Annotated in this window: 27 protein-coding genes; 17 read left to right on the plus strand and 10 right to left on the minus strand. The window is 68.4% G+C overall.

From position 1 onward, the window contains the following. Nucleotides 1–51 precede the first annotated feature (51 nt). From HJ588_RS03195 to HJ588_RS03225, 7 genes are all read left to right on the plus strand, one after another. Complete coding sequence (locus HJ588_RS03195) at nt 52–1,620, plus strand: ABC transporter substrate-binding protein (RefSeq protein WP_171151868.1); 1,569 nt, start codon at nt 52–54, stop codon at nt 1,618–1,620. Next, nucleotides 1,617–2,630 (plus strand): ABC transporter permease, encoded by a 1,014-nt coding sequence (locus tag HJ588_RS03200; protein WP_343036576.1) that lies wholly within the window; start codon nt 1,617–1,619, stop codon nt 2,628–2,630. Before HJ588_RS03195 ends, HJ588_RS03200 begins: the two co-directional genes overlap by 4 nt. Then, on the plus strand, nt 2,627–3,484 hold the full coding sequence (locus HJ588_RS03205; RefSeq protein ID WP_171151871.1) for an ABC transporter permease: 858 nt from the start codon (nt 2,627–2,629) through the stop codon (nt 3,482–3,484). Before HJ588_RS03200 ends, HJ588_RS03205 begins: the two co-directional genes overlap by 4 nt. Then, entirely contained in the window at nt 3,481–5,106 is a 1,626-nt protein-coding gene (locus HJ588_RS03210; RefSeq protein ID WP_171151873.1) for a dipeptide ABC transporter ATP-binding protein, read from the plus strand. The genes HJ588_RS03205 and HJ588_RS03210 overlap by 4 nt, the downstream gene beginning before the upstream one ends. 107 nt (nt 5,107–5,213) lie before the next feature. Beyond that, a complete protein-coding gene (locus HJ588_RS03215) occupies nt 5,214–5,999 on the plus strand; it encodes an SDR family NAD(P)-dependent oxidoreductase (RefSeq protein WP_171151875.1) in 786 nt (261 codons plus the stop codon). A 40-nt stretch (nt 6,000–6,039) separates the two neighbouring features. Then, complete coding sequence (locus HJ588_RS03220) at nt 6,040–6,993, plus strand: aromatase/cyclase (RefSeq protein ID WP_212755267.1); 954 nt, start codon at nt 6,040–6,042, stop codon at nt 6,991–6,993. Next, on the plus strand, nt 6,986–7,876 hold the full coding sequence (locus HJ588_RS03225) for a DUF1684 domain-containing protein (RefSeq protein ID WP_171151879.1): 891 nt from the start codon (nt 6,986–6,988) through the stop codon (nt 7,874–7,876). Before HJ588_RS03220 ends, HJ588_RS03225 begins: the two co-directional genes overlap by 8 nt. Before the next feature lie 58 nt (nt 7,877–7,934). Here the strand turns inward: HJ588_RS03225 and HJ588_RS03230 are convergent, their stop codons facing one another. Then, nucleotides 7,935–9,383, minus strand: coding sequence for an MFS transporter (locus tag HJ588_RS03230; RefSeq protein WP_171151881.1), 1,449 nt, complete (start codon nt 9,381–9,383; stop codon nt 7,935–7,937). 194 nt (nt 9,384–9,577) lie between these two features. On the opposite strand from HJ588_RS03230, the gene HJ588_RS03235 reads away from it, so the two are divergent. The 3 genes from HJ588_RS03235 to HJ588_RS03245 are packed head-to-tail and all read left to right on the plus strand — an operon-like array spanning nt 9,578 to nt 11,954. After that, nucleotides 9,578–10,654, plus strand: coding sequence for an acyl-CoA dehydrogenase family protein (locus tag HJ588_RS03235; protein WP_171151883.1), 1,077 nt, complete (start codon nt 9,578–9,580; stop codon nt 10,652–10,654). Then, on the plus strand, nt 10,651–11,640 hold the full coding sequence (locus HJ588_RS03240; protein WP_171151885.1) for a 3-hydroxyacyl-CoA dehydrogenase family protein: 990 nt from the start codon (nt 10,651–10,653) through the stop codon (nt 11,638–11,640). Before HJ588_RS03235 ends, HJ588_RS03240 begins: the two co-directional genes overlap by 4 nt. Continuing rightward, on the plus strand, nt 11,637–11,954 hold the full coding sequence (locus HJ588_RS03245; protein ID WP_171151887.1) for an antibiotic biosynthesis monooxygenase family protein: 318 nt from the start codon (nt 11,637–11,639) through the stop codon (nt 11,952–11,954). Before HJ588_RS03240 ends, HJ588_RS03245 begins: the two co-directional genes overlap by 4 nt. Nucleotides 11,955–11,972: 18 nt before the next feature. On the opposite strand, the gene HJ588_RS03250 is transcribed toward HJ588_RS03245, so the two are convergent. Continuing rightward, nucleotides 11,973–12,893 carry an MBL fold metallo-hydrolase gene (locus tag HJ588_RS03250; protein WP_171151889.1) on the minus strand — a complete coding sequence of 307 codons (921 nt, stop codon included), beginning with the start codon at nt 12,891–12,893 and terminating at the stop codon, nt 11,973–11,975. 150 nt (nt 12,894–13,043) lie between these two features. Here HJ588_RS03250 and HJ588_RS03255 point away from each other — a divergent pair, with 150 nt between their 5' ends. Next, the gene (locus HJ588_RS03255; protein WP_171151891.1) at nt 13,044–13,490 is read left to right on the plus strand and encodes a nuclear transport factor 2 family protein; all 447 of its coding nucleotides are present in this window, start codon (nt 13,044–13,046) and stop codon (nt 13,488–13,490) included. A gap of 31 nt (nt 13,491–13,521) precedes the next feature. On the opposite strand, the gene HJ588_RS19705 is transcribed toward HJ588_RS03255, so the two are convergent. Continuing rightward, nucleotides 13,522–13,758 (minus strand): NAD(P)-dependent oxidoreductase, encoded by a 237-nt coding sequence (locus tag HJ588_RS19705; protein ID WP_171155325.1) that lies wholly within the window; start codon nt 13,756–13,758, stop codon nt 13,522–13,524. Between the two features lie 186 nt (nt 13,759–13,944). On the opposite strand from HJ588_RS19705, the gene HJ588_RS03265 reads away from it, so the two are divergent. From HJ588_RS03265 to HJ588_RS03275, 3 genes are all read left to right on the plus strand, one after another. Continuing rightward, the gene (locus HJ588_RS03265; protein ID WP_171151893.1) at nt 13,945–14,418 is read left to right on the plus strand and encodes a carboxymuconolactone decarboxylase family protein; all 474 of its coding nucleotides are present in this window, start codon (nt 13,945–13,947) and stop codon (nt 14,416–14,418) included. A 61-nt stretch (nt 14,419–14,479) separates the two neighbouring features. Continuing rightward, entirely contained in the window at nt 14,480–14,842 is a 363-nt protein-coding gene (locus HJ588_RS03270) for a GNAT family N-acetyltransferase (RefSeq protein ID WP_171151895.1), read from the plus strand. 46 nt (nt 14,843–14,888) lie between these two features. Next, nucleotides 14,889–15,587 (plus strand): 4a-hydroxytetrahydrobiopterin dehydratase, encoded by a 699-nt coding sequence (locus HJ588_RS03275; protein ID WP_171151897.1) that lies wholly within the window; start codon nt 14,889–14,891, stop codon nt 15,585–15,587. A gap of 13 nt (nt 15,588–15,600) precedes the next feature. On the opposite strand, the gene HJ588_RS03280 is transcribed toward HJ588_RS03275, so the two are convergent. The 5 genes from HJ588_RS03280 to HJ588_RS03300 form a co-directional block, all read right to left on the minus strand. Next, nucleotides 15,601–16,014, minus strand: a complete 414-nt coding sequence (locus HJ588_RS03280; protein WP_171151899.1) for a PIN domain-containing protein — start codon at nt 16,012–16,014, stop codon at nt 15,601–15,603. After that, the gene (locus HJ588_RS03285) at nt 16,011–16,241 is read right to left on the minus strand and encodes a CopG family transcriptional regulator (protein ID WP_171151901.1); all 231 of its coding nucleotides are present in this window, start codon (nt 16,239–16,241) and stop codon (nt 16,011–16,013) included. The genes HJ588_RS03280 and HJ588_RS03285 overlap by 4 nt, the downstream gene beginning before the upstream one ends. Nucleotides 16,242–16,335: 94 nt before the next feature. Then, on the minus strand, nt 16,336–17,229 hold the full coding sequence (locus HJ588_RS03290) for a restriction endonuclease (RefSeq protein ID WP_171151903.1): 894 nt from the start codon (nt 17,227–17,229) through the stop codon (nt 16,336–16,338). Between the two features lie 299 nt (nt 17,230–17,528). Next, nucleotides 17,529–18,734, minus strand: a complete 1,206-nt coding sequence (locus HJ588_RS03295) for an ATP-binding protein (protein WP_171151905.1) — start codon at nt 18,732–18,734, stop codon at nt 17,529–17,531. Between the two features lie 73 nt (nt 18,735–18,807). After that, nucleotides 18,808–19,839: an alcohol dehydrogenase gene (locus HJ588_RS03300; RefSeq protein WP_171151908.1), complete on the minus strand. Its 1,032-nt coding sequence runs from the start codon at nt 19,837–19,839 to the stop codon at nt 18,808–18,810. A gap of 224 nt (nt 19,840–20,063) precedes the next feature. Between HJ588_RS03300 and HJ588_RS03305 the strand changes: the two genes are divergently transcribed. After that, nucleotides 20,064–21,461, plus strand: coding sequence for a M4 family metallopeptidase (locus HJ588_RS03305; RefSeq protein WP_171151910.1), 1,398 nt, complete (start codon nt 20,064–20,066; stop codon nt 21,459–21,461). A 271-nt stretch (nt 21,462–21,732) separates the two neighbouring features. Here the strand turns inward: HJ588_RS03305 and HJ588_RS03310 are convergent, their stop codons facing one another. Further along, complete coding sequence (locus HJ588_RS03310; protein ID WP_171151912.1) at nt 21,733–22,383, minus strand: DUF1345 domain-containing protein; 651 nt, start codon at nt 22,381–22,383, stop codon at nt 21,733–21,735. Nucleotides 22,384–22,473: 90 nt separating this feature from the next. Between HJ588_RS03310 and ppk2 the strand changes: the two genes are divergently transcribed. Beyond that, nucleotides 22,474–23,559, plus strand: coding sequence for a polyphosphate kinase 2 (gene ppk2, locus HJ588_RS03315; protein ID WP_171151914.1), 1,086 nt, complete (start codon nt 22,474–22,476; stop codon nt 23,557–23,559). On the opposite strand, the gene HJ588_RS03320 is transcribed toward ppk2, so the two are convergent. Beyond that, a complete protein-coding gene (locus HJ588_RS03320; protein ID WP_171151916.1) occupies nt 23,560–24,444 on the minus strand; it encodes a LysR family transcriptional regulator in 885 nt (294 codons plus the stop codon). Nucleotides 24,445–24,530: 86 nt separating this feature from the next. Between HJ588_RS03320 and HJ588_RS03325 the strand changes: the two genes are divergently transcribed. After that, nucleotides 24,531–25,766: an MFS transporter gene (locus HJ588_RS03325; protein WP_171151918.1), complete on the plus strand. Its 1,236-nt coding sequence runs from the start codon at nt 24,531–24,533 to the stop codon at nt 25,764–25,766. Nucleotides 25,767–25,833 lie beyond the last annotated feature (67 nt).

Genomic DNA, 25,833 nt, shown 5'->3' on the forward strand with positions numbered 1-25,833 from the left:
CTCCTTCGCCTGTCGAGCGATCCTCCAGTGCGGCGAGCCACGCTTGCCCGCATGTCCGTTTTCCGAGCTCGCCCGGTAGTCTCCGCGATCGCCATCACCGGACTCGTCGCGGCGTGCTCGACGGGAAGCGGCAGCGACACCGGCAAAACCGGCCCGGTCAAGCAGGGCGGAACCCTGCGGTACGCGCTGTTCTACGCACCGTCCTGCCTGGACCCCCAACAGGCCGGTGAGGGCCCGGACCTGGGAGTACTGGAGTCGTTGACCGCCCAGCATCCAGAGACCGGGGCGGTCGTGGGCTCGCTCGCGACGAAGTGGACGGTCGACGCGAAAGCGACCACGTTCACCTTCCAACTGCGGCCGGGGGTTACGTTCAGTGACGGAACGGCGCTGACCGCCTCCGTCGTCAAGCAGAACTTCGACACCATCCGCAAACTCGGCTCGACTGCCAGTCACGGTGGGGCATACCTGGCGGCACTGAAGTCGGTCGACACTCCGGGCCCCCGCACCGTCGTCATCCGGTTCACCGAGCCCAATGCGCAGTTCCTGCAGGCCACATCGTCGTCGGCGCTGGCGATACAGAGCCCGGCATCACTGCGGCGTTCCGCGGGTGAGCGTTGTGGCGGCAAAGTCATCGGGACCGGGCCGTTCGTGGTGGACTCCTACCAGCCCAACCAGCGGATCGTGGTACGCAAACGGCCCGCATACAACTGGGCACCGGCCTTCACGGCCCACCGTGGCCCTGCTCGGCTGGACAAGATCGAAGCCACGATCGTCACGAACGACACCACCCGCACCGGCAGTCTGCTGTCGAAACAGTTCGATGTCGTCAGCAAGGTCACGCCGCAGGACGAGCCACGAGTGAGCTCCGCCGGTTACGTGATCCGCAGCCGCACCGACCCCGGCGTGGTGCTCAGCCTATGGCCCAACGAGAAGCGGCCTGTCCTGCGCGACCCGGCGGTTCGGGTGGCGATCTCCAAGGCCATCGATCGCAAGCAACTCGTTGACACGCTCTACACCGAGCACTACAAGCCGGCCACCAGTGTGTTGTCGTCGACAACTCCCGGGTACGTCGATCTGTCCGCCGCGCTGCGATACGACCCCCAGGGCGCGATGCGGGATCTGGACGCGGCCGGTTGGAAGCCAGGCCCGGACGGCATTCGGCGCAAGGATGGTCGGCCGTTGACCGTTGATGTGATCTTCGGCCTCCCGCAGGGCCTGGAACTGGTGCAGCAGCAACTGAAGAAGGTCGGGATCGGGCTCACCCTCCGGCAACTGTCGATCTCCGAACTGCAGGCCCAGTTCGCGTCCGGCAACTACGACTTCTTCCTCGGCAACTCCACCCGCGCGGACCCCGACATACTGCGGACCTTGTTTGGTGGATTCACCCTCAGCGGCGCCGACGCGACGTCGCTGCGCCAGCAGCTGCGTACCCAGGCGGCCACCCTGGAGAAGGCCCCCCGCCAGCGAGCGGTGACCGCTGCGCAACGGGGACTGGTCGACCAGGCGCACGACATCCCGATCACCGAACTGGCGGAAGTCGTCGGCGCGTCGCCCTCAGTGCACGGTCTGGCCTTCGACGCGGACGCGTCGTTGTCCTTCTATGACGCCTGGCTGTCGTGACGACGTTGCCGGACACCAGGACCGCGCGCGCGTCGGCCGCCGCCCGGTCACGGCTTGCGGCGATCGCGCGTCGCGTCGCGCAGGTGCTTTTCGTGTTGTGGGGCGCCTTCACCGGCGCCTTCCTCGCGCTTTACCGGATGCCGAGCGACCCGGTGACGCTGATGCTCGCGCAGCGCTCGGGGGGCAGCACCGTCGTCGATCCGGAGCAGGCCGCACAGCTGCGTGCCGAATACGGTTTCGACCAGCCCGTATGGCGGCAGTACCTCGGACTGCTCGGACGCGCGCTGCACGGCGACCTGGGCCGGTCGGTCCAGACCGGCGAGCCGGTGATCGGGCTGATCGGACAGGCGCTGCCGCAGACGGTGGAGATCGCGGTGTTCGCGCTCATCGTCGCCGTCCCACTCGGCGTGGCGCTGCCCGTCCTCAGCGCGCTGACCGGCAACTCACTGTTGCGCGGACTGTTGGACAGCATCCCGGCGTTCGGGGTCGCCATGCCGTCCTTCTGGGTCGGCATCTTGCTGTTGCAGTTGTTCTCCTTCCACTGGGCGGTGTTCCCCTCCACCGGCAATCAGGGCTTTGCCGCGTTGGTGCTGCCCTCGCTGACCCTGGCAGTGCCGACCGCAGCGGTGCTCGCGCAGATCGTCGGACGCGGGATCCGGGAGAACCTGCGGCGTAATTACGTGGAGCTGGTCCGCGCCAAGGGTGCGGGTCGCGTCCGGGTGGTGCTGCGTCATCTGTTGCGCAACGCAAGCCTGCCCGCTCTCACCGTCACCGGTCTGCTGGTGGCAAATCTCCTGGGCGGCGCAGTGGTGGTGGAGACGGTGTTCGCGCGCGCAGGGCTCGGGCAGCTGACGGTCACGGCGGTGACCAACGAGGATCTACCGGTCATCCTCGGCTTGGTGGTGCTGTCGGCAGCGGTTTACGCAGCCGTGAGTCTGCTTCTCGAGGTGGTCTACCCACTGGTTGATCCTCGCGCGGCGGGGGCGCGGCGGGCAGCGGGTCGGGCATGACGGCCGCGGATCTGCTCACTCGTGCCGACCGCGGCCGCCCCCGTCCGGCGGTGGCCTGGACGGTGCGGTTCCGACGCCCCGGCGTGCTCGTCGCGCTTGCGATCCTGTTGATCGCCGTGGCCTGCGCGTTGGTCCCGTCCTGGTTCACGACGGCCGACCCGATCAACGGTTCGCCGGCAGACCGCCTGCAACCGCCGGGAGCGGCGCACCCGTTCGGCACCGACTATCTCGGCCGGGACCAGCTCTCCCGCGTGGTGCACGGCGCCCGTCTGTCCCTGGAGGCGACCGGGGCCGCGGTCCTCATCGCGGCCGTCGCAGGCGGCCTCATCGGTGTCGTCGCGGGTTATGTCGGCGGTCTGCTGGACTCGCTGCTGATGCGGCTGATGGACGTGCTGCTCGCGATCCCCGGCCTGCTTCTCGCCCTCGCCGTCGTGTCGGCGATCGGGTTCGGCGTGGTGAACGTCGCCGTGGCCGTCGGAGTAGTCAGCGTGGCCGGGTACGCACGGCTGGTGCGATCGCAGGTGCTCGTGGTTCGCGAAGCGGGTTATGTCACTGCTGCCCGAGGCAGCGGTGCGCGTACGGGGCGCATCCTGCTCACCCATGTGCTGCCGAACTCGACCGGACCGCTGATCGCCCTCGCCACAGTCGACATCGGGGCGGTCCTACTCACCGTGTCTGCACTGAGCTTCCTCGGCTTCGGCGCCGCACCACCGACCCCTGAATGGGGTGCGCTGGTTGCCTCCGGACAGCAGTACCTCTACGCCGCATGGTGGCTGACGACCTTCCCGGGATTGGCCATCGCCGCCGTCGTGGTCTCGGCGAACCGGGTCGCCCGCGCACTGGAGGGGCGATGATGGGCGCCCTGCTCGAGGTGGACGGGTTACGCGTGAGCTACCGGAGCCGATCGGCAGAGACCGCGGCGCTGCGCGGTGCGAGTCTGACGGTCGATCGCGGCGAAGTGGTAGCCCTGGTCGGCGAATCCGGTTCGGGTAAGAGCACCCTCGCCCACGCCATACTGCGACTGCTCCCGCCAGGGGGCGTCGTGCTCGCAGGCCGTGTCGACTTCGAGGGTGAGGACGTCCTCGCCCTCGACCGGAAGCGGTTGGGGCGCCTGCTGGGCAGGGGTATGGCGCTGGTCCCGCAGGACGCGGCGACGTTTCTCGACCCGACCAAGCGCATCGGTTGGCAGGTGGCAGAGGTGCGCCGGGTCCACGGTCTGGCCGATCGACGCACGGCGGCGGTCGAGGCGGTCCGGCTGCTGGCGACCGCCGGATTGCCAGACCCCGAAGTGGTCGCCCACCGATACCCGCACGAACTGTCCGGCGGCATGCGTCAACGGGTGCTGATCGCCGTCGCGCTTGCTGGGGAACCGTCGTTGATTATCGCCGACGAGCCAACCAGCTCGCTCGACGTCACGGTGCAAAAGGAGGTGCTGGACCACCTGCAATCGCTCGTGCAGCAGTTGGACATCGCGCTGCTGCTGGTCACTCACGACCTCGAAGTGGCTGCCGAGCGCGCCGACCGCGTCGTGGTGATGCATGCCGGAGAGGTGGTCGAGACCGGCACCGCGAGCGACCTCCTGGCAGCTCCCGCGGAGCCCTACACGCGGGAGCTGGTGGCGGCCGTGCCTCGTTTGACCGACCCACCTCTCGTTTCCCCGGCCGCTGCGGACGACCGGGTGCCCGCGCTCCGGTTGGCGTCGGTGTCCCGCAGCTATTCGTCACCCGGGCGGGGCACGCACCGGGCGGTCGCCGATGTCGATCTCGCCGTTCCATCCGGGCGGTCCGTCGGCCTGGTAGGCGAGTCCGGCAGCGGCAAATCCACCCTTGCGCGCATCGCCGCCCTACTCGACCGGCCCGACGCCGGGTCGGTCGAGCTCGCCGGCGTGGATACCGCACGGCTGCGGCATACGGACCGAAGACGGTTGCGGCGGTCGGTGCAGCTGATCCATCAAAGCCCGCACGACAGCCTCGACCCGCGCTTCACCATCGCGCGCAGCATCGCCGAGCCGTTGCGCGCCTTCGGGATCGGCGAACGGAGTTCGCGACGCGACGCCATACCCGACTTGCTCACCATGGTCGGCCTCGACCCGGGGCTCGGCTCCCGACGGCCCGGTGAGTTGTCCGGCGGACAACTGCAGCGGGTGGCGATCGCGCGTGCCCTGGCGCTGCAACCGTCGCTGCTGATCTGCGACGAACCGGTCTCAGCGCTCGACGTCTCCACGCAGGCTCAGATTCTTCAACTCCTCGCCGGTCTCAACCGCGATCACCGGATCGGCATGGTGTTCGTCTCGCACGACCTCGCCGTGGTGCGCCAGATCTGCACGGATGTTGTGGTGCTGCGGCACGGCACCGTGGTGGAAGCGGGCACGGTCGATGACGTCTTCGGCGCTCCTAGGCACCCCTACACCCGCCGCCTGCTCGACTCGGTGCCGAGGGCGCGGACCGGTGACGGTGTCCGGGCGAGCGCGCCGTGAAGCGGTCCTCCAGGGAGCCTCCACGACCCTCGACGAGCATCGGCCGGGTGGACCCCGCTCACCCCCGATCCGGGAGCCGGCACAGACAACCCCAAGGAGCTGACGAGATGACGGAGAGTTACCGCCCGAAGGTGGCGTTCGTATCCGGCGCCACCAGCGGCATCGGACTGGCGATCGCCCGACGGGTCGCCTCCACCGGCGCAGCGGTGTTCGGTATTGCCAGGCACCAGGAGGCACTCGACCAGGTCGCCGAGGAGTTCGCGACCGACGATCTGCGCTTCGTCGGCCGGGCCGCCGACGTCCGTTCGGTGACCGACCTGGAGTCCGCGGTCGAGAGCGCGGTCGAGCAATTCGGCCGGGTGGACGTGCTGGTCAACAACGCCGGCCGCAGCGGCGGCGGCGAAACCGCCGCCATCGACGACGACCTGTGGACCGATGTCATCGACACCAACCTGACCAGCGTTTTCCGGCTCACCAAACAGGTGCTCACGACCGGCCGCCTGGCCGAGGACGCGGGGCGGATCATCAACATTGCCTCGACCGGTGGCAAACAGGGCGTGGTGTTCGGGGCGCCGTACTCGGCGTCCAAACACGGTGTAGTCGGCTTCACCAAGGCGCTCGGCCTCGAGCTGGCCAAGACCGGGGTGACGGTGAACGCGGTCTGCCCGGGGTATGTCGAGACACCGCTGGCGGAGCGGGTGCGCGCCGGTTATGCCGCGCATTGGGACACCAGCGAGGCTGACGTGCTCGAGCGCTTCAACGCCAAGATCCCGCTGGGGCGGTATTCCACCGCCGACGAGGTCGCCGCCCTGGTCGGCTACCTGCTCACCGATGCCGCTGCCCCCGTCACCGCGCAGGCAATCAACGTCTGCGGCGGACTCGGCAACTACTGATGCACACCAACTCCGTCGACCCAGAGAGAAGCTGATCCACGTGTCCCAGCAGCAGCTCGACCACGTCACCGAGCACCGAATCGGCGTCGCGGCCCCGCCGTCCGCGGTGTATGCCGTCATCGCCGACGCGACCACATGGCCGCATACCTTCGGACCCACGGTGCACGCGATCTCCGAATCCGCCGACGACGGCAGCGAGACCCTGCAACTATGGGCGCTGGCCGGCGGTGAAGTCCGCAACTGGACCTCACGCCGGGTCCACGACCCGGCCGCTCGGACCATCGTCTTCAGCCAGCTCGTCACATCCCCTCCGGTCACCGCGATGACCGGGACCTGGATCGTCGATCCGGTGCAGGGCGACCCGAACACTTCCGCCGTGCGGTTGCTGCACGAGTTCAGCGTCGAGGATGACGATCCCGCGCACGTGGAGTGGGTTGAGACGGCTGTCGAACGCAACAGCACCGACGAACTGCACGCTCTGCGTGTTGCGGCCGAACTCGACGCGAACCAGATCAACGCCACGGTTCACTTCGCCGATTCGGTGACGATCGACGCGCAGGTGGCCGATGTCTTCGCGTTCCTGGACCGGGCCGATGCGTGGGCCGAACACCTGCCGCACGTCGAACGAGTGGGTTTCGACGAGCCGTCTCCCGGAGTGCAATGGCTGACGCTCGACACACGTGCCGAGGACGGCTCGGTGCACACCACCAGCTCTGTCCGAGTGACCTTCCCTGCGACCTCGATCGTCTACAAGCAGACCCAGGTGCCGGCCGTGCTCAGCGCGCACACCGGCGCCTGGACGCTGCGACCGTTGGAGGGTGGTGTCGAGGTGACGTCGAGCCACACGATCGTGGTCGATCCGGACAAGGTCCACCTGCTCGGCGCGGAGGCGACCGTCGCCACCGCTCGCGACTACGTGCAGGCCGCGCTGAGCCGCAACAGCCGAGCGACGCTGGCGGTCGCCAAGGACCGGATCGAGGCGGCCCGTGTCTGAGCCCACCAACCCGCAGGCTGTGCGGACCGCCCAGTTGGAGGCAGAGTGGCAGTTGTTCCGCGCAACGTGGCTGCCGATCATCTCCTCGCCATACGGTCTGCTCTCCCCGACCGCGCTGCATTGGCTGGACGTAGAACCGCAGACCTTCGACGACGTGCCGGGCAGCTGGCGACTGGAGCCGATCGACGGAACTGCGGAGCACCGCATCGTCGTCCGGCTGGACGCCGCGGACGGGATCACGGTCGACGGCGCGCCGGCCGAAGGCGACGTCATCGTGCTCGACCCGGTGAGCGGGTCCCTGCGCGACGTGCGTCATGGGGCTCGCGTGCTGACCCCGACGGTGTTCCCACCGCAGACTGGTCAGCCCGCACAGTATGGCGTGCAGGTCCGCGACCCGGAGGCCACCGCGGAACGGGTGCGCCAGGGGATCCCGACCTACCCTTACGATCCGCGCTGGCGCGGGCCGGCTCATTTCGAACGGTATGACGAGCGCCGTCCGGCGCAACTGCACTCCATTGTCGAGGGTCTGGTGAAGGATCTGAGCCTGTTCGGCGAGGTGCGCTTCGAGCTGCTCGGGCAGCAGCACACCTTGCAGGTCTACGCCGGCCCGCCGCACGAACTGCACATACCGTTTCGGGACGCGACCAACGGGGACACCACATTCGCCGGATCGCGCCTGGTGTTCGCGCCGCGACCCGCCTCCGCGGGCGGCGGAGCCTTCGACTTCGAGATCGACTTCAACAACTCGGTGAACGGGCCGTGCGGGCTCACGCCACACACCACGTGTGCGCTCCCGCCGCCCGGCAATACCCTGCCGATCGCGATCGAGGCCGGCGAACAGCTGCCGCCCTGGATGAAGCAGCCGTCCGACTGGGCGCGCTGAACGAAAGCACCCCGTCGGCTCCACATCAGGATCCGACGGGGTGCTTCGTGGTTCGAGGTCAGCGACGTCCCGGGGCGAGCAGCGCAAACAGTGCAGCAACTGCAGCGATCGCCGCACCGACCGCGAGCGCGGCGGAGTACCCGGCTGCCTGGGCATGCGCGGCGCCACCGGAGGTATGCGCGATGCGATTGGTGCTCACGGTCGCCAGCACAGCGAGCCCGAGTGCGCCACCGAGTTGGCGCGTGGCGTTGATCAGGCCGGATGCCACCCCGGCGCGCTCCGGCGGTAGACCGGAAGTGCCGGCGAGCGTTGCGCAGGTCATGACCAGCCCCTGTCCGACGCCGACCAGAATCGTCGGGCCGAGCACGCCGAGCGCATACGTCGAGGTGTCGCTGAGCAGACCTAGCAGCCCAAGGCCCGCCGCGGTCAGCACCAGGCCGGTGGTGAGCAGCACACGCAGTCCGATCGGCTCGACCAGCCGCGCACCGAATCGCGCGGTCAGCGCCAGGGCGATCGCAAGCGGCAGGTATGCCAGACCGGCGCGGATCGGACTGTAACCCAGCACGCCTTGCAGGTAGAGCGTCAGAAAATAGAACATGCCGAACAGCGCCGCCCCGCTGGCGAACACCAGAACATTGGCGACCCAGACCGGTCGCACCCGGAACAACGAGAAGGACAACAGCGGTTCGGGCGAAAGGCGCACCTGGTCGATCACGAAGAAGATGAGCGCGACCACCGCGACGGCCGCGGTGATCACGGTGCGCGCCGACGTCCATCCGTACTGCTCGGTGCCGATGATCGCGTAGACGAGAGCAGCGGTCCCGACGGTGACCGACAATGCACCAGGCAGGTCGACGTTGCGGGGGCGGCGCAGAGCGGGCAGATCGGTCACGAATTTCACTGCGGCAGCTACCAATACGACGCCGATCGGCACATTGACCAAGAGTATCCATCGCCAGGAGAGCCACTCGGTGAGCACGCCGCCGGCGAGCGCGCCAATGGCCCCGCCGGCCCCGGCGACGGCACCCCAGACGCTGAAGGCGCGCGCTCGCGCTGCCGGGTCGACGAACGTCGTGGCGAGCAAGGTCAAGGTGGCCGGCGCGACCACTGCCGCGGCCAGTCCCTGCACCGCACGCGCCGCGATCAAGGTCTCGGGGTTGGACGCCAGACCTCCGAGCAGGCTGGCGAGGGTGAAGAGGGTGATGCCGATCAGGAATGCCTGCCGCCGACCTCGCAGGTCGGCCAGGCGGCCGCCGGCGAGTAGAAACCCGGCGAACGGCACGGTGTAGGCGTTGACCACCCATTGCAGGTCGGCCGGTGTGAATCCCAGCCCCGACCGGATCGACGGAAGCGCGACGTTCACGATCGACACGTCGAGCACGACCATGAACTGCGCGACGCAGGCGATCGCGAGGATCGCCGCGGTCGGCGCAGCGGTGTCCTTCCCCTCGGGGGTTTGCGTCTGACGGTCGTCGGTGTCGGAGATGGAAGAGCGGCTGGTCGTCATCGCGTCACTGGTCCTTTCGGCTCGAGAATTTGAACGGAATAAAACGCTCCGGTTTGACCATACCGGAGGTTCGGCCGTCCGTCAGCGGGGTCCCGCGCCGCTCCACCGCCCGTCCACCGTTGCTCGAGAACCGGACCGCAGACTCGCATCAGGCCCGGGCCGACCGGCAGCCAACCGACCGCGACGGGAGCGTGATGTCTGCTCAGCTCGACACGCAGCGCCTGGCCGGCACCGCGGCCGCCACAGCTGCCGCCGCCGACCGCAACCGTGCGCTGGACGACCTCGTGGTCCGAGAGATGGTCGATGCGGGGATCACCCGCCACTTCGTGCCGGCTGAGTATGGCGGCACGGCGGGCAGCCACGAAGCGCTCCTCGATGCCGTGCTGGAGGTGTCCTCTCGGTGCGCCTCCGCAGGCTGGGTCGCGTCGGTGCTGGCCTACTCGGCACGCTTCGGCCGGTTCCTGCCACCTGAGGGACAGGCCGAGCTGTGGACGGCCGGACCGGACTCGCTGGTGGCCGGCGCTCTGGTGCCGGGTGGAACTGCCGTGGCAACGGGCGACACGTGGCATGTCGCCGGCCGATGGTCCTACGTCAGTGCGGCACCGTGGGCGCAGTGGGTGTTCGCCTGTGTGAACGATGGCGACGACCCATTGTTCGCGTTGCTCCCCCGAGACCAGTTCCGGGTTGAGACCGACTGGGACACAGTCGGCATGCGGGGCACCGCCAGCCACACGATTGTCGTCGCGGACTCGACGGTGCCGTCCTATCGCACCTTTCGGCGCAGTGTGCTCCTGGCCGGCGCGACCCCCTCCAGGCCAATCGCACCTCTTCGCGCCGTCAGCGGCCTGACGTTCGCTGCCCCGGTCGCCGGCGCCGGCCGAGGCGCTCTCGCAGACCTGCTGGACTCCGCCAAGCGGCCGCCTTCGCCACAGGTCGCGTGGGCAGCCGGCGAGTTGGATGCCGCCGACCTGCTCCTGCGTCGAGCGGCAACCGTTGCCGACCACAGCCAAGACGGCACCGTTCAGCCGGGGCTCGCGGCGCGGTCCCTGCGCGACACGGCGCTCGCTGCTCAGTTCGTCGCTGCCGCGATCGCCCGGATCTCCGCCGCAGCCGGCAGCAGTGGCCAACACGCCGCTCGACCCATCGCCCGTTTCACCCGCGACGTACAGACCGCAGTAACCCACGTCGCGCTCCGCTTCGACACGGCGGCGGCGCCATACCTGAGCTCGCTGCACGAGGCGCCGTACGACACCAAGGAGAGGACGCCATGACCACCGCACCGGCAACCGAGGAAGCAACACCTCAGCACGACCGAGAGCCTCGACGGTATGACGTGGCGATCCTCGGCGGTGGAGTCATCGGGTCGGGTTGGGCCGCGCTACTGCTACCCACCGGCAACCGGGTCACCGTGATCACGCTCCGAGCGGATGGCGACGACCGCCTGCGCGCCGCCATACGGCAACAGATCGCGGCGAGCCCACGGACCGGCAGTTGCGACAACATGGGCCGGCTGACCATCACCCAGTCCCAGGACGCGATCGCCGGGGCGGCTGTCGTCATCGAGGCGGTCTCCGAGGACCTGCAGCTGAAGCAGCAGCTGTTCGCCGACGTCGCCGACCGCGCTCGTGCCGACGCCCTGCTGCTGTCCTCGACCTCGACGCTGCTGCCCGAAGATCTCGGTGCCGCTCTCCCGTCGCCGTCTCGGGTCGTGGTCGCCCACCCGTTCAATCCGGTGCACACCATCCCCCTTGTCGAGGTGGTGACCGGCGAGACCGCCACTGACGACATCACCTCCCGAGCGCGCGACTTCCTCACCGACGTCGGCCTGGTGCCGGTCGCACTCGGCAAACCGATCGCCGGCTTCGTGGCCAATCGGTTGCAGACGGCACTGCTGCGAGAGAGCATCCACCTGATCCAGGAGGGCGTGGCCACTGCCCGCGATATCGACGAGGCGATCACCGAGTCGATCGGTCTGCGGTGGGCGGCGATCGGACCGTTCCTCGCGCTACATCTGGCCGGTGGAACCAACGGGGTGCGCGGTTGGTTCGACCACATCGGGCGCGGCCTCGGCGCCGGATGGACTCAGCTCGGCAACCCCGAGCTCGACGAGCAGACGATCGAGACGGTGATCAGGCAGACCGAGACGGGCTATCCGCAGGATCTCGGCGAGCTGACGGCGTACCGCGACGAGCGGCAATTGCGCATCCTGGCCGCCCGCGGCACCGCCACCCAACACCACCCGGAGGAGAAGCCATGAGTGAGCCGACAACCATGATCAATCCGATCCAGGTCGTGGGCGAGTTGGACCGGTTCCGCGAGATCATCGAATTGATCAGCGACTACATGGCCGACCAGGAGGGTTTCGCCGGGCTGAGGTTCTTCGGGTCGCAACACCACCCGGACCGGTTCTACATGGTGGCGGAGTGGACCTCGCTCGAGGCGCACCAGACCGCGGCCGACAACCGGCCGGCGGAGGTGCTGTCCTGGTTCGCAGAGTTGAAGGACCTCACTCGCGTCGAGCCCGACTTCTTCGCCACCCTGGACGCCCGCGAGCCGCGCTCCACCGCCTGATCGGGATCCCGTCCACGCCTACGCCGCGCTGGCCGGCGGGCCGCCGTTGAAGTCGATGAGCTGACCGAAGACGCTGCCCAGATCGAGTGGCCCACCCGGTTCCAGGCCCTCCAACTCCGCAACCGCGCGCGCCACGTTGGCGACAAGGCGTTCGGCGTCCAGCCATTCGGCAAACGGGTTGGCCTCGACATCACGGGCGAACTGCAACGGGCTCAGTCCGGCGAGGTGACCGGTCTCGGCCAGTCGGGCCACCCAACGGAAATAGGCCAGATTCGCCTCGATGAGTTCCGGGCCGCCCGGGGCTCCATGGCCGGGCACCACGACCTGCGGTCGCCGAGCCAGCAGGTCGGTCAGCACCTCGATCGAGCCACTGACCGAACCCATCATCGCGAACGGCGTCACTCCAGACATCACGACATCACCGGCAAAGAGCACGTCCCGCGCGGGCACCCACGCCACGACGTCACTGCGGGTGTGCGCAGGTGTGCAGGCCTGCAACCGCACGTCGAGCGGGCCGGCTTGCACCGTGAGTTCAGTGGTGAAAGTGACGCTCGGTGCCCGCACCCCGACGTCACCCCAGTCGACGTCGGGGAACAACATGGTCAGCCCGAGACCGTTGGCAATGATGTCATCCCTCGTGCTCTCGTGCGCAATCACCGGGACGGTGCGGGGAAAGAAGACGTTGCCGAACGTGTGGTCGCTGTGGTGATGGGTGTTGACCAACACGTGCAGCCCGCTGGCGGACACCCGGTCTATGGCACGCTGCAACGCGCGGGTCCGCCGTTCGGTCGCTGCCGTGTCGATGACGACCGCGCCTTCTGGACCGGGTATCACGCCGGCGTTGTTGACACACCAGCCCCCGGGAGGCTGGACGAACGCATGGACGCCGTCCGCGACCTCCTGCAGGTGTCCGGGTTCGCTGTCGGTCGGTGTGTTCATCGCGCTATCCCTCGGCTCGGCAGACGTGAGCACATCCTCAATCGACCACCTGGAGGACCTACCGAGACCGAATCGCGCTGCCATCCAGCATGATTCGAGGTTTGCTCCACCTCTCGACGTCACTGTGTCGACGATGAGAGGAAGGTTGCCATGCCCGATACGACGAGGACGCCTGCCGCAACGAGTGCGGACCGCGCAACACTGCGCGCCGAAGTGGACCACTTCTATGCGATCCAGTTGCGGCGACTCGACGCGCGCGATGCTCGCGGTTTCGCCGCGACCTTCGCCCAGGACGGATTCCTGCGACACGAGACTCGCGACGAGGAGGTGGTCGGCGTCGCCGCCATTGCAGACACCATTGAGGAGTCGTTTCGCGGCACCGATGGCTGGGTGGCGCGACATTGGTTCGACAAGCTGCTCATCGAACCCATCGACGACGAGACGGTCCACGTTGACTACTACGCACTTGTCAGCCTCACCGATGCCGGCGGCGAAGTCCGGTTCCTGCCGACATGCACCGTGAAGGACGTCCTCGTCCGCGCGGGCGAGACGTACCTGACCGCGCGAAGGACGATCTACCGGGACACCCCGGGATGATCGTACGTCCGTCAGTGTGCCCGGCCGGCCATCACGCGATGCGGTCCAGATCATCCACGGTGATCTCGTGCTGCAACGGCTCGCCCGATGCGAGGCGACGGACCTCCTCAACTGCTGCGTCGCCGAGTCGCCGCACCTCGCTACCCATCGCTCCGGCGATGTGCGGAGTGACAACGACATTCGGCAGCCGGAAGAGCGGACTGTCCGCCGGCAGTGGCTCGGGATCGGTAACGTCCAGGTAGGAGTCAAGCCGGCCGGTGGTCCGCAGTAGTGCTCGACTTCGAGATCCTCAACATGCCGGACCAGGGGATCATCGGCTGGCCGCACGTCTCCGTCGCGACGCTGCGCAAGAGCTTCGGCTGAGCGCGGCCGGCGCGGGAATCTGCCTGCCACGCTTGCTGTTGAGGCGGTCGATCGGCCACCGCGGCCGCGCCGGAAGTGTTAGGGATGACGCATGCGCCCATATCTCGACAAGGCCGCTCCGGACGTATGGCGCGCCGCCCGCGCCTACTCGGCGTCGGTGCTGACGGAGGCGACCGCGCGGGGGCTGGAGCCGGTCGAGACCGAGCTGATCAAGCTGCGCGCGTCGCAGCTCAACGGCTGCGCGTTCTGTCTGGACCTGCATGCGCGCGAGGCGCGGGCTGCCGGCATACCGCAGCAGCGGCTCGATCTGCTGCCGGCCTGGCGCGAGACGGCGATCTTCACCGAGCGTGAGCGGGCGGTGCTGGCGATCGCGGAGGCCGCGACGCAGCTGCCGCTGAGCGAGGAAAGTCGCGCCGACCTGGCCGGGGCCCTCGCCGTACTCGGTGACGAGGTGTTCGTCGCCGCCGAGTGGGTTGCAGTCACGATCAACACGTTCAACCGGGTGTCGATCCTCAGCGAGCACGCGGTGCAGCCGCGCGGTGCCGACGGACGACTCGCCCGATGAGTTCAGCCCAGCAGTTCAGCTCAAAGTTCAGGTCACAGGTCAGCTCACAAGGAGGAAGCGCATGGCACAGGAACGGTTCGAGGTCCGCAACATCCCGGAGCAGTCGCGGTATGTCCTGATCGACCACGGCGAGGACGGGTCGGCGCAGGACGAGATCGGTGTCGAGCAGTATGTCGACTTCGACGGCGACGCCAAACCCGAGCGAATCCTTTACCACACAGCGGTTTCCGAGGATTACGCCGGACAGGGGCTCGCGTCGGTGCTGGTGCAGACGGTCGTCGACGACGTCATCGCCGGCGGCCGCGAGATCGTCCCCGTCTGCCCGTATGTCGCCAAGTGGCTGCCCAAGCACCCGCAGTATGACGAGCACGTCGTCAAGGTGAAGCCTGCTCACCTCGATGCGGTGCGGGAGGCCGCCCGCTGATCCGGATCGACTGCGCGGGGGCTGTGCCGCGGCTACCGTCGAGAGCATGGACATGCTCAGGGGCGAGCAGATCGCCGCGGCGGAGCTGACCGACTGGCGCAAGCTGGCCCAGGGGCTGCACGCGCGTTACCTGATCGACGGCTTCACTGCCGGCGCGCGATTCGTCACCGCCGTGGGCGAGGCGGGCGACGAGATCGGGCACCACCCGACCGTGCGGATCGGCGACGGGTATGTCGACCTCGAGCTCGTCACCGACGACGCGATCTACCGCGGCGACGACGGCACCGAACTCGTCATCGAATGGGTCACCCAGCAGGATGTCGACCTCGCCCGACGGATCACCGAGATCGCCGCCGAGCACGGGCTGACCGCTGACCCGGCAGCTGTCAGCGAGCTCGAAATCGGTGTGGACACAACCGATTCCACAGCTATCGCCCCGATGTGGGCGGCCTTGCTGACGGGTGACCCCGGGGCGCAGGGGCGAGGCACGCCCGGTGATGAGATCCGCGACCTGACCCGCCGGTTGCCGAACCTGTGGTTCGGCGACTCCGACGGCTCAGCCGCGCAGCGCTTCCACGTCGAGGTCTACGTCGCGCCGGAGGTGGTCGAGCAACGGATCGCCGCCGCGGTCGCAGCCGGCGGGAAGGTCGTCGACGACAGCGAGTCACCAGGTTTGACCGTGATCGCCGATGCCGAGGGCAACCGGGGCGTCATCTGCGCCGACACGTCGGCGCAGCGCGACTAAATGCTGACCGAGGTCAGATCGGCAGTACCTTGACGTCGGTGCCGTGCAGAAGCGACTCCATATCGGGCAGGTCCGCGGTCACGACGATCTGGGGCTCGGGCAGGCCTGCCGCCGTCGCGGCGACCAGCGCGTCGACTGTCAGGTCACGCGCCTTCCTCCGTTGCTTGGCGGCGCCGGCGCGCATGGCACCGGCCCGGAAGCCGATGACGTCGCCGACGTCGATGAACCGGATTGCATTTGCCACGTGCCGGATTCGGGCGTCGCGTTGCGTCCCGTCACCTACCTCGGCGAGGGTTGCCGTGGAGGCGTAGAGCGTCGAGTCTGTACGCCGAGCGACCTCCGTCCACGCCTGCATCCGGCGTTCACCGTGTGCAAGCGCGGACAACGCTTCCGCGTCGAGCAGGATCGACTGCGGCCGGACGATCACGCAGTAAGCCGGCTCATGATGGCGGCGACCTCCGCCTCGTCGACGGGACCGTGCTCTGCGGTCATCTCGGCGAGTAGATCGTCCAGCGCGTCACGTTCCAGTTGGCGTGCAACCGCGTCTGCGACATACGCCGAAAAGCCGCGAGCGCCAACGCGAGAGCGCACGCCTTCGGACGTCTCGGCGGGCATGGTGACGGAGTGCTTCTCGGCCCCGGCTGGAGTGGACATGAGAATTATCCTACTCGAAGTAGGACAAAGGGCGCGTTATGGCCCGACCGAGGTGGCACATTGCCGCCGCGTGATAGCGCACCATTGCTCATGCTCAGAGACGGTTCACGGAGATGTACGGATCGCCTTGGATCGACGCCGCCCGGACCTTGGCTCTCAGCGCGTCGGTGAAATCGAACCGGCCTTCAAGGACCCACGCGAGGTCTGCTCCGTCGAACAGCACGAGCCGGTTCTCCTTCGCCTGTCGGTATCTATCGACTGCAGCCGGTCGGAAGCCCGCCATCGAGATGAACAGACCGCGCGTGGCGTCGATACGACGTTCGACCTTGTCGGCGAATGCTGCGAGGTCTGTTGCCATTGCGACCTCGTCGCGCCAGCGAGCTTCGATGAGGTAGGTGAATGAGTCGAGTGTGATCGCTCCATCGATCTGGTCGGTCTCAGTTTTGTATGAGCCGTGGTAGTCGAGCTCAGCCCACCGGAACAGGGCCGAAAGTAGCTTCTCAAGATCGTAGCCGCGCCGTTGCTTGTCCGCCTGGCGGTGGAGAATCTGGAATGCGTCGTTAAGAGCGGCGAGTTGCTCCCGCTTCGAGGTTGAGTCGGCCGCTTCGGCTGCCGCGGCCTTCCGCCGTTCCGCACGCGCGAGGTCTGCCGGCGTGACGAGGAGCTGCGCTTGTTGGGCCAAGCGGCGTAGCTCGGCGATGCTACGTCGGCCAGCGGCCACATCGGGCACGTTCGGATCAGGCTTGTCGAGGTTGGCTAGGGCGGTGACGAGCCTGTGCTGCACTTTGCGGCCTGAAACCCCGTCACGGTCGAGGTCACCCCAGGTGTTGCGGAAGATCTGGTACTTGGTCAGATCGGAATACCGCTCCGCTCCGTTTTCGCTGACGCCGCAATTGCGTAGGAGTTGCTTGAGGGAACTCTTGTAGTGCAGCGCCGATCCAGCGACTTGCACGGCAGCTTCAAAGACTGAGAGGGGTATCGGCTCCACCGACCCATTCTCCTCGAAGCGACCCCGATGTGGACAGCGCGAGCGTTGCTTTTGGCCGGCTGCGCCCCGGCCGTACATCTAGCCAAGGAGACTTGCGTCTATCCGCCGCCAGTGACACTTCTACGCAGTAGATCGTCATTGCACCGGGTCAAAACCGTTGCTCAGCGCGCGGGGCAGGGACGGTCTCAGGAAACTCGCCATGCGACTCTCAAAATCTCACCGTACTCACGAGTAAGTCTCATCGTGTCGCATGAGCAATGCGAAGGTCGCATCTCTGCTCCCCCAGACAGCGCGTCCAGTCAGCTCACACTCCGCAGATACCTCCCGAAGTGCGGGACCGTGAACGCGATCCGCCCGCGCTCACCGGAGTAGATGAGGCCCTTCTTCAGCAGCGCGTCCCGCGCGGGCGAGAGCGACTGCGGCTTCCGGCCCAAGACCGACGCCACCGCGGAGGTGGGCACCGACTCGACGTCGTCCAGCTCGTCGGCGTCGAGCTCACCCGCGGCGTCGGCCATGGCGCGCAGATATTCGCGCTCGCCGGGAGTCGCTCTCTCATAACGAGATCCGAAGAATCCGACCGCCAGCTCCGCCTCGGCTGCCGGGGCTGCGACCTCGATGTCAGCGGCCGTCACCGGTGAGCCCGGAGCCACGTCCCAGGCGACCTTGCCGTAGGCCTGGATGAAGTAGGGGTAGCCGCCGGTGGCGGCATACATCGCATCGAGCGCGGCCGCCTCGAAGTCGGCCTCCTCGTCACGCGCCGGCGTCTGCAGCGCCTTGTCCGCCGCCTCCCGCGGCAGTCGGTCGATGCGGGAATAGCGAAACAGCCTCTCGCTGTAGGACTTCGACGCCGACAACACCGCCGGCAGGTGCGGCAGTCCGGCGCCCACCACGATCACCGGCAGCGACGCCTGACTGATCTCATGGCACGCCGCGCACAGCGCCGACACGTCGTCGGCGTGCAGATCCTGCATTTCGTCGATGAAGATCGCAATGCCTCGTCCCATGTCGGCCGCCAATCCGCCTGCGTCCGAGAGCAATTCGACCAGGTCGATCTCGATGTCGCCCGAGTCGGCCCGGCCCGAAACAGCCGGTGCGTCGATGCCCGGGCTCCACTTGTCGCGCAGCTTCGCATTGGGACCCGCATCCCGCTGCGCGAACGACTTGATCACGCCGAGCACCTGGTCGACGTCGCCCTGCTGCGAATGCCCCAGCTCGCGCACCGCCTGGTGCAGCGCCGACGACAGCGGCCGGCGCAACCGCTGATCCGGCCGCGCCTCCAGCTTGCCGGTGCCCCACTTCGCCCGAACTGCCGCCGACCGCAACGCATTCAGCAGCACGGTCTTGCCGACACCGCGCAGCCCGGTCAGCACCACCGACCGCTCGGGGCGCCCTTTCGCGATGCGCTCCAGCACCACGTCGAAGGTGCGCAACTCGTCGTCACGGCCGGCCAACTCCGGTGGGCGCTGGCCGGCACCGGGCGCATAGGGATTGCGTATCGGGTCCACGCGAGGACTGTATGGCGCAATCTACGAAAACCCGGATATTTGGCTATCGGAGCACATCGTGTCGCGCGGCCGGTCAGCTCGCCGAGCCCTCGTCACCGACGGTGAGGACCACGCGGAAGCGCGCCTCGCCACTCATCATCCGGTCGTATGCCGCCTGCGCCTGCTCCAGCGGCATCGTCTCGATCGAGGGTCGCACCCCGACCAGCGTGCTGAACGCCATCGTGTCCTGGGAGTCCTGCGACGTGCCCGACGCGTGCCCCTGCACCGCGAGCGAACCCGGGATCAGATCGAACGGCGCAACCTCCATCGGGTCGCCGGACGCCCCGACCACCAGCAGCTCCCCGCGCGGGTGCAGCCCGCCGATCGTCGCCGCCATCGCCGGCGGCGCGGTGACCGTGGCCAGCACGACCTTCGCGCCGCCGAGCTTCTGCAACTCCTTCGCCACGTCCGTCGCGGTTGAGTCGATGTAGTGGTGGGCGCCGAGTTTCCTTGCCAGCGGCTCCTTTTCGGTGCCACGGGCGATCGCCACCGTCTCAAAGCCCATCTTCGCGGCGAACTGCACGCCGAGGTGCCCGAGGCCGCCGATGCCGAGGATCGCGACCAGGTCGCCGGCCCGCGCCACCGAACGGCGCAGCGCGTTGAACGTCGTCACGCCCGCACACATCAGCGGCGCCGCGTCGACCGCCGACAGGTCGTCCGGGATCGACGCCAGCGCCTCCTGGGGCGCGACCAGGTATTCGGCATACCCACCGTCGTAGCTGATCCCGCAGACCTGGCCGTTCACGCACGAGATGAAGTCACCGCGCCGGCACGGGTCACACGTGAAGTCGCAGCCGCCGAACCAGCCGACCCCGACCCGCTGCCCGACCTGCCACGCGGTCACGTCGTCGCCGACGGCGTCGATCACACCCGCGACCTCGTGCCCCGGCGTGCGCGGGAACGAGTTGCCCATCGCGCCCGCCACCGTCAGCGCGTCGGAGTGACACACCCCGCACGCCTGCACCTTCACCCGCACCTGCCGGGCGTCCGGCTCCGGCACCGGCACCTCGCGCAGCTCGAAAGCCGCTCCGCGAGCAGGGACTTGGACTGCCTTCATCGTGGCCATGCCGGCAGGCTACGACACCTGTCGCACCACGAGTCGATCGGTGTATGGCGATCTCTAGCCCTCGTCCGAGAGTGCCCTAGCCCGTCATACAGAGCCGGACGAAGCGGCCCACGTCCGCACTTCTTCAAGACTGGTTAAAGACTCGATCAAGCCCGCCCGCACCGGCGCAGTCCCGTGATCTGCTGTGCGACACCCCAATTCACCACCGTCACGGGAGATCCTCCATGCGCACGTCTGCCCTCGTCGGCACGCTCACCACCGCCGCCACCCTCACGGCCGGCACGATCGCCTTCGCCCAGCCCGCGGCACACGCGGTCGGGCCGACCGTGCCGAGCGACGTCACCCAGGTGCGCGTCAAACACTCGCTGCTCGGCACGCACACCTGGTATCAGCAGCGGGCCGGCGGCCTGCCGGTCGTCGGCGGCTACTACGCCGTGCACGACCTCAAGGGCAAGACCACCACCGACGACCGCCGCGTCGCCGTCAAGAACCTCGCCGTCGGCAAGGGCCGGATCAGCCCGGCCGCCGCCACTCAGGCCGCCGCACCGCACGGCGTCGCCCGCGGGCAACAGCTCGTCGTGCTGCCCGGTGCCACCGCGAAGGTCGCCTACGAGGTGCGCACCACCGGCGGCAAGAAGGTGTATGTCGGGGCATCCGACGGGAAGGTCCTCAAGGTCGTCGACGAGCGCCGCTTCGCCGACGCCACGGGCAAGGTCTTCGACCCGAATCCCGTTGTGTCCGGCCAGAATCAGGCGCTCACGGACAACAACAACGCCGCCTCGGCGGTGCCGGCCTCGGCATACAAGACCGTGACGCTGCAGCGTCTGGACGCCAGCGGTTACCTGCGTGGCAGCTTCGCGACGGTGATCAACAAGACCTCCGGCAGCAATCCGGCGGTCAAGGCAACGAACGGCGCGTTCAACTTCGACCGCAGCCAGCAGGGCTTCGAGCAGGTCAACGCCTACTACGCGATCGATCAGGCGCAGGCCACCATCCAGGGCCTCGGCTTCAACGACGTCAACAACGAGGCGCAGGACCTGTCGGTCGACACCAGCACCGACGACAACTCCTGGTACACCCCGAGCGCCGACACCATCACCTTCGGCACCGGCGGCGTCGACGACGCCGAGGACCAGGAAGTCGTCTGGCACGAATACGGTCACGCCGTGCAGGACGACCAGGTGCCCGGCTTCGGCAGCACCGAGGAGGGCGGCGCGATCGGCGAGGGCTTCGGCGACTACCTGGCGTTCTTCATGTCGCAGCACACCAGCCCGAACACCGCGACCACGCCGTGGGCGTGCGTGATGGACTGGGACAGCACGGCATTCACCACCACGACGCCGCACTGCGTCCGTCGCCTCGACACGGGCAAGACCGTCGCCGACAAGACCGGCGAGGTGCACGACGACGGCGAGATCTGGTCGCGCGCGCTCTTCGACATCGACAAGAACCTCGGCCGGGACAAGGCCGCCAAGGTGATCTTCGAGGGTCAGTTCAGTTACGCGCCGAACGCCGACTTCGCGCAGGCCGCGAATGCCACCGTCTCCGCCGCCCAGGGCCTGTATGGCGCAGCCGACGCCGCGACGGTGAAGGCCGCGTTCCAGGCCCGCGGGATCCTCTGACGCGTCCGGGGGAGCGTTGGTTTCGATACGCGCTCCCCCGCTTCGCTCCTCCGCGCTACTCAACCAGCATGTTCCGGCCACACCCGCTGGTCGAGTAGGCCGAGCCCCCCAGGGCGAGGCCGTATCGAGACCACCGACCGAGCGGGGGAGCGCTGGTTTCGATACGCGCTCCCCCGCTTCGCTCCTCCGCGCTACTCAACCAGCGTGGCCGCTCCTCCGCGCTACTTGGGCCAGCAAGGTCCGTCCACACCCGCTGGTCGAGTAGGCGAGGTCAGCGCAGGACCGAGATCGCGATGCTCAGGATGATGCTGTTGTAGAAGAACGCCAGCACCGAGTGGGTGAGCACGACGTAGCGGGTGCGCCGGTCCTGCACGTTGACGTCGGAGGTCGCGAACGACGTGCCGAGGGTGAACGCGAAGTAGGCGAAGTCGGACTCGTCCGGGTCGTCGGTCTCCGGGAACGCGAGCGTGTGCGGCTGCTGCTGACCCTCGTAGTAGAGCCGGGCGTAGCGGTCGGCATACGCAAATTGCAGGAGCGCCCAACCGGCGAAAACCGCTGGCACTGCGATGATCCGGATCGCGGTGACCAGGTCCGGGTTGACCCCGCCGTCGAAGATCAGCTCGGGTTTGGCGATCAGCAGGCCGCCTGCCATGCCGGTCAGGCTGGCGAGCAGAGCGCTGAGGAAGGCGACCCGGTGGCCGGACACCTGGTGGATCCAGCCGGTTTCGTGCCCGCGGGCGGCTCGCCGCACCGCCAGCCAGCGGGTGACGATGATCGCCAGCGCGAGCACGTCCCAGGCCACCAGGATGATCAGGTTGAGCATGTCGTCGGGCGCAACCGCGAACGCAATCCCGAGCAGCACCAGCACGATCTCGGCAAGTCGCCGGGTGCTGCGCCACCAGACGTCGCGAGGGTCCCTCATGCCGGTCACCGTAGTGCGCGACATGGCCGGCAGGTGAAATCTGCTCACCTGCGCTACCGATGCCAGGGCCGGTGCGCGAGACTCGGAGGGATGGACGAGAAGCAGGCCGCCGACGCACCGGGCCAGGGCGCCCCCAGTGAGACCGCGTATGCCGCGCGCGAGCACACCGCCCACCTCGAGCGCGACCACGGTTTCGACGACGAGCACGACTATGACGAGCACGACGAGCAGGACGAAGACGGCCCGTCGGAGTCGCCGGGGTCCACCGGCTCGACCGGAGCGCGCGCCGCGAAATCCCCTCTGGCGATTGCCAGTTGGGCCGGTGCGCAGGAGATCGAGCTGCCCGACCTGCACGCCGACGTCTGGAAGTCGGGATATCCCTACGACACCAAGATGACCCGCAAGGAGTACGAGCGGATCAAGCGCAGCCTGCAGATCGAGATGCTCAAGATGCAGGCGTGGGTGAAGGAGACCGGGCAGAAGGTCGTCATCGTCTTCGAGGGCCGTGACGCGGCCGGCAAGGGCGGGGCGATCAAGCGCTTCACCGAGCACCTCAACCCTCGTGGCGCGAGCGTCGTCGCGCTCGAAAAGCCCTCGGAACGCGAGCAATCCGAGTGGTACTTCCAGCGGTATGTCGCACACCTGCCCGCGGCCGGAGAGATCGTCTTCTTCGACCGGTCCTGGTACAACCGGGCGGGCGTCGAACGCGTCATGGGCTACTGCACCAACAGCCAGTATCAGGAGTTCATGCGCTCCTGCCCGCAGATCGAGCAGATGTGGGTCAACGCCGGGATCACCCTCATCAAATTCTGGTTCTCGGTCGGCCGCAAGGAGCAGATCGCCCGCTTCGAACGCCGCGCCACCGACCCGGTCAAGCAGTGGAAGCTCAGCCCGACCGACCTCGCCAGCCTGGACAAGTGGGACGCCTACACCCAGGCCAAGGAGGCGATGTTCGCGCACACCGACACCGACTGGGCGCCGTGGACCGTCATCAAGTCCAACGACAAGAAGCGCGGCCGCATCGAGGCGATGCGCTACGTGCTCGACAAGCTCCCCTACCCCGGCAAGGACCGCGCGATCATCGGCTTCCCCGACCCCAAGATCGTCGGGTCCGCCAAGCAGATCCTCGACGAGGGCGAGGACGGCTTCCAGGGCGGATATCGCTCGGGTCGTTGACTATTCGCGCTCGCGGTGCACATCGAGCACCCGCAGCAGCGCCTCCACAGCAGGTATGCCGCGAGCTGCCTGCGTCGACACCACGCTCATCCGCCAACGGAGCTGCGCGGTGAGCGGCCGCACGACCACCCCGGCACCGGTGATCCCCTGATCGGGCACGACCGCGACGCCGAGGCCCGCCCCGACATACTCCGGCACGGTGGCGAGGTCGGGCACCTCGACCACGACGCGACGCCGCAGCTTCCGCTCGCGCAGGTGTCGCTCGACGGCCAGCCGGTTGCCGAATCCGGGTGGCATGTCGACGAACGGCTCGTCGGCGAGGTCGGCCAGCTCGATCCGCGGCCGTCCGGCGAGCCGGTGGTCGCGCGGCAGCACGGCGACGAGTGGGCTGTCGTCGATCACGACCGGCGCCAGGTCGCCGAGCTCCTCGGTCGCGAGCCCGACCAGCCCGACGTCCAGCCGGCCGGCGCGCAGGTCGCGCACGATGTCGGTCGAGCCACGCGGCCGGTGCACCATCGACAGCTGCACGCCCGGATGTTCGCGGTGGAACTCCCCCAGCCGGCCGGGCAGGTCGAGCCAGCCGAGGTTGGAGATCGTGCCCATCCGGATCCGGCCGGTCAGCCCGGAGCCGGACTCCCCCGCGAGCGCGCGCATCCGCTCCTCGCCGTTGATCATCTGCTCGGCCATCGGCAGCAGTTCGGCCCCGAGGGCGGTGAGCTCGACCTTGCGGGTGGACCGGACGAAGACGCTGTAGCGCAGCTCCTTCTCCAGCGCGGCGATGCCGGCGCTGACCGTCGACTGCACCGCGTTGAGCCGCTCGGCTGCCCGGGTGAAGCTGCGCTCCCCCGCGACGGCCACGAAGTACTCCAACTGCCGGGTCTCCATGAGCTCATATTAATCGGCAACACCAATGGATCTATCCATGATTGTTCGTTGGACACGATGAGCAGTGCGGCCGCACCATGGAGGACATGACGGCTACCGCAGGGGCTTCGGCGCACCCCGCAACGAGCCCGGCGCACGGCAGCGCCACGCACCGCCGCGCCTTCTGGCTCGTCGCGGCGGCGTTCGCCGCGACGATGGCGTTCACCACCGTGCCGACCCCGCTCTACTCGCTCTACATGGCGCGCGATCACTTCCCGACCGTGATGGTCACGGTCATCTTCGCGGCCTACGGCTTCGGGGTGATGGCCGGCCTCTTCCTCGGCGGCCACGTCTCGGACTACCTCGGCCGGCGCCGGGTGCTGCTCGCCGCGGTCGCGCTCGAGCTGGTCTCCTGCCTGATCTTCGTGGCCTTCAAGGACGTCGGCCCGCTGCTCGTCGCGCGGTTCATCTGCGGCGTGGGCATCGGCGCGCTGACCTCCACCGCGACCGCGCACCTGGCCGAGCTGCGCGGCATCGGCGCTCCGCACGAGGACGGCCGGCTCGCGAGCGCCGTTGCCAGTGCAGTGAATACGGGCGGCCTCGCGCTCGGCCCGCTGGTCGGCGGCATCCTCGCGCAGTGGCTGCCCGACCCGTTGACGCTGCCGTTCGTCGCGTTCCTGGTCGTGCTCGGACTCGCGGGGGTGATCGCGCTGCTCGCTCCGGAGACGGTCGACCGGCCGGCGCAACTGCCGTCATACCGCCCGCAGCGAGTGAGTGTGGAGCCGCACCGCCGGCACGAGTTCATCGCCGCCGGGCTGGCCGCCGGTGGCGCGTTCTCGGTGATGGGCTTCTTCACCGCGCTCAGCGGCAGCGTGCTCGGGACGGTCATGCACGAACACTCGCTGCTGCTCACCGGCCTGGTCGTCTTCGTCGCGCTCGGTACCTGCTCGCTCGCGCAGGTCGCGCTCTTCGCGGTCAAGCCGCGGCCGAAGCTGCGGGCCGGGCTGGTGCTGATCGTGTCCGGGTTGGTGCTGATCGCGGTCGCCACGCTCGTCGCCTCGCTCTGGCTCCTCTTCGTCGCGGGCGCGATCACCGGCGCCGGCATCGGGCTGGTCTTCGCCTCCAGCATCGCGGCCGCCAACCGGATGGCCGACCCGGCCCGCCGCGGCGAGACCGTCGCCGGGATGTTCCTCGCGGCATACGCCGGCATCACGATCCCGGTCATCCTCTGCGGGGTGCTGCTCACCTGGGTGCCGACCACCACGCTCGTGGTCAGCTTCGCGGCGCTCATCATCGTGGTCGCCGGGGCGTCGACGCTGCGGATGCTGCAGCACACGGACTGACCCACCCGCACCCCACTCCCACCCGCGAGTGACGGCTCCCTCGCCGAGTGACGGCCCCATGCGACCG

Origin of the sequence: Flexivirga aerilata (assembly GCF_013002715.1) — a bacterium.
Classification (GTDB): domain Bacteria; phylum Actinomycetota; class Actinomycetes; order Actinomycetales; family Dermatophilaceae; genus Flexivirga; species Flexivirga aerilata.

What these genes read in the sequence shown, in the direction of transcription:
- HJ588_RS03195 (WP_171151868.1), top strand. Translation starts at nt 52, where the DNA reads ATGTCCGTTTTCCGAGCTCGCCCGGTAGTCTCCGCGATCGCCATCACC.
- HJ588_RS03205 (WP_171151871.1), top strand. Translation starts at nt 2,627, where the DNA reads ATGACGGCCGCGGATCTGCTCACTCGTGCCGACCGCGGCCGCCCCCGT.
- HJ588_RS03210 (WP_171151873.1), top strand. Translation starts at nt 3,481, where the DNA reads ATGATGGGCGCCCTGCTCGAGGTGGACGGGTTACGCGTGAGCTACCGG.
- HJ588_RS03215 (WP_171151875.1), top strand. Translation starts at nt 5,214, where the DNA reads ATGACGGAGAGTTACCGCCCGAAGGTGGCGTTCGTATCCGGCGCCACC.
- HJ588_RS03230 (WP_171151881.1), bottom strand. Translation starts at nt 9,383, where the DNA reads ATGACGACCAGCCGCTCTTCCATCTCCGACACCGACGACCGTCAGACG.
- HJ588_RS03235 (WP_171151883.1), top strand. Translation starts at nt 9,578, where the DNA reads ATGTCTGCTCAGCTCGACACGCAGCGCCTGGCCGGCACCGCGGCCGCC.
- HJ588_RS03240 (WP_171151885.1), top strand. Translation starts at nt 10,651, where the DNA reads ATGACCACCGCACCGGCAACCGAGGAAGCAACACCTCAGCACGACCGA.
- HJ588_RS03245 (WP_171151887.1), top strand. Translation starts at nt 11,637, where the DNA reads ATGAGTGAGCCGACAACCATGATCAATCCGATCCAGGTCGTGGGCGAG.
- HJ588_RS03250 (WP_171151889.1), bottom strand. Translation starts at nt 12,893, where the DNA reads ATGAACACACCGACCGACAGCGAACCCGGACACCTGCAGGAGGTCGCG.
- HJ588_RS03255 (WP_171151891.1), top strand. Translation starts at nt 13,044, where the DNA reads ATGCCCGATACGACGAGGACGCCTGCCGCAACGAGTGCGGACCGCGCA.
- HJ588_RS03265 (WP_171151893.1), top strand. Translation starts at nt 13,945, where the DNA reads ATGCGCCCATATCTCGACAAGGCCGCTCCGGACGTATGGCGCGCCGCC.
- HJ588_RS03270 (WP_171151895.1), top strand. Translation starts at nt 14,480, where the DNA reads ATGGCACAGGAACGGTTCGAGGTCCGCAACATCCCGGAGCAGTCGCGG.
- HJ588_RS03275 (WP_171151897.1), top strand. Translation starts at nt 14,889, where the DNA reads ATGGACATGCTCAGGGGCGAGCAGATCGCCGCGGCGGAGCTGACCGAC.
- HJ588_RS03285 (WP_171151901.1), bottom strand. Translation starts at nt 16,241, where the DNA reads ATGTCCACTCCAGCCGGGGCCGAGAAGCACTCCGTCACCATGCCCGCC.
- HJ588_RS03300 (WP_171151908.1), bottom strand. Translation starts at nt 19,839, where the DNA reads ATGGCCACGATGAAGGCAGTCCAAGTCCCTGCTCGCGGAGCGGCTTTC.
- HJ588_RS03305 (WP_171151910.1), top strand. Translation starts at nt 20,064, where the DNA reads ATGCGCACGTCTGCCCTCGTCGGCACGCTCACCACCGCCGCCACCCTC.
- HJ588_RS03310 (WP_171151912.1), bottom strand. Translation starts at nt 22,383, where the DNA reads ATGAGGGACCCTCGCGACGTCTGGTGGCGCAGCACCCGGCGACTTGCC.
- ppk2 (WP_171151914.1), top strand. Translation starts at nt 22,474, where the DNA reads ATGGACGAGAAGCAGGCCGCCGACGCACCGGGCCAGGGCGCCCCCAGT.
- HJ588_RS03320 (WP_171151916.1), bottom strand. Translation starts at nt 24,444, where the DNA reads ATGGAGACCCGGCAGTTGGAGTACTTCGTGGCCGTCGCGGGGGAGCGC.
- HJ588_RS03325 (WP_171151918.1), top strand. Translation starts at nt 24,531, where the DNA reads ATGACGGCTACCGCAGGGGCTTCGGCGCACCCCGCAACGAGCCCGGCG.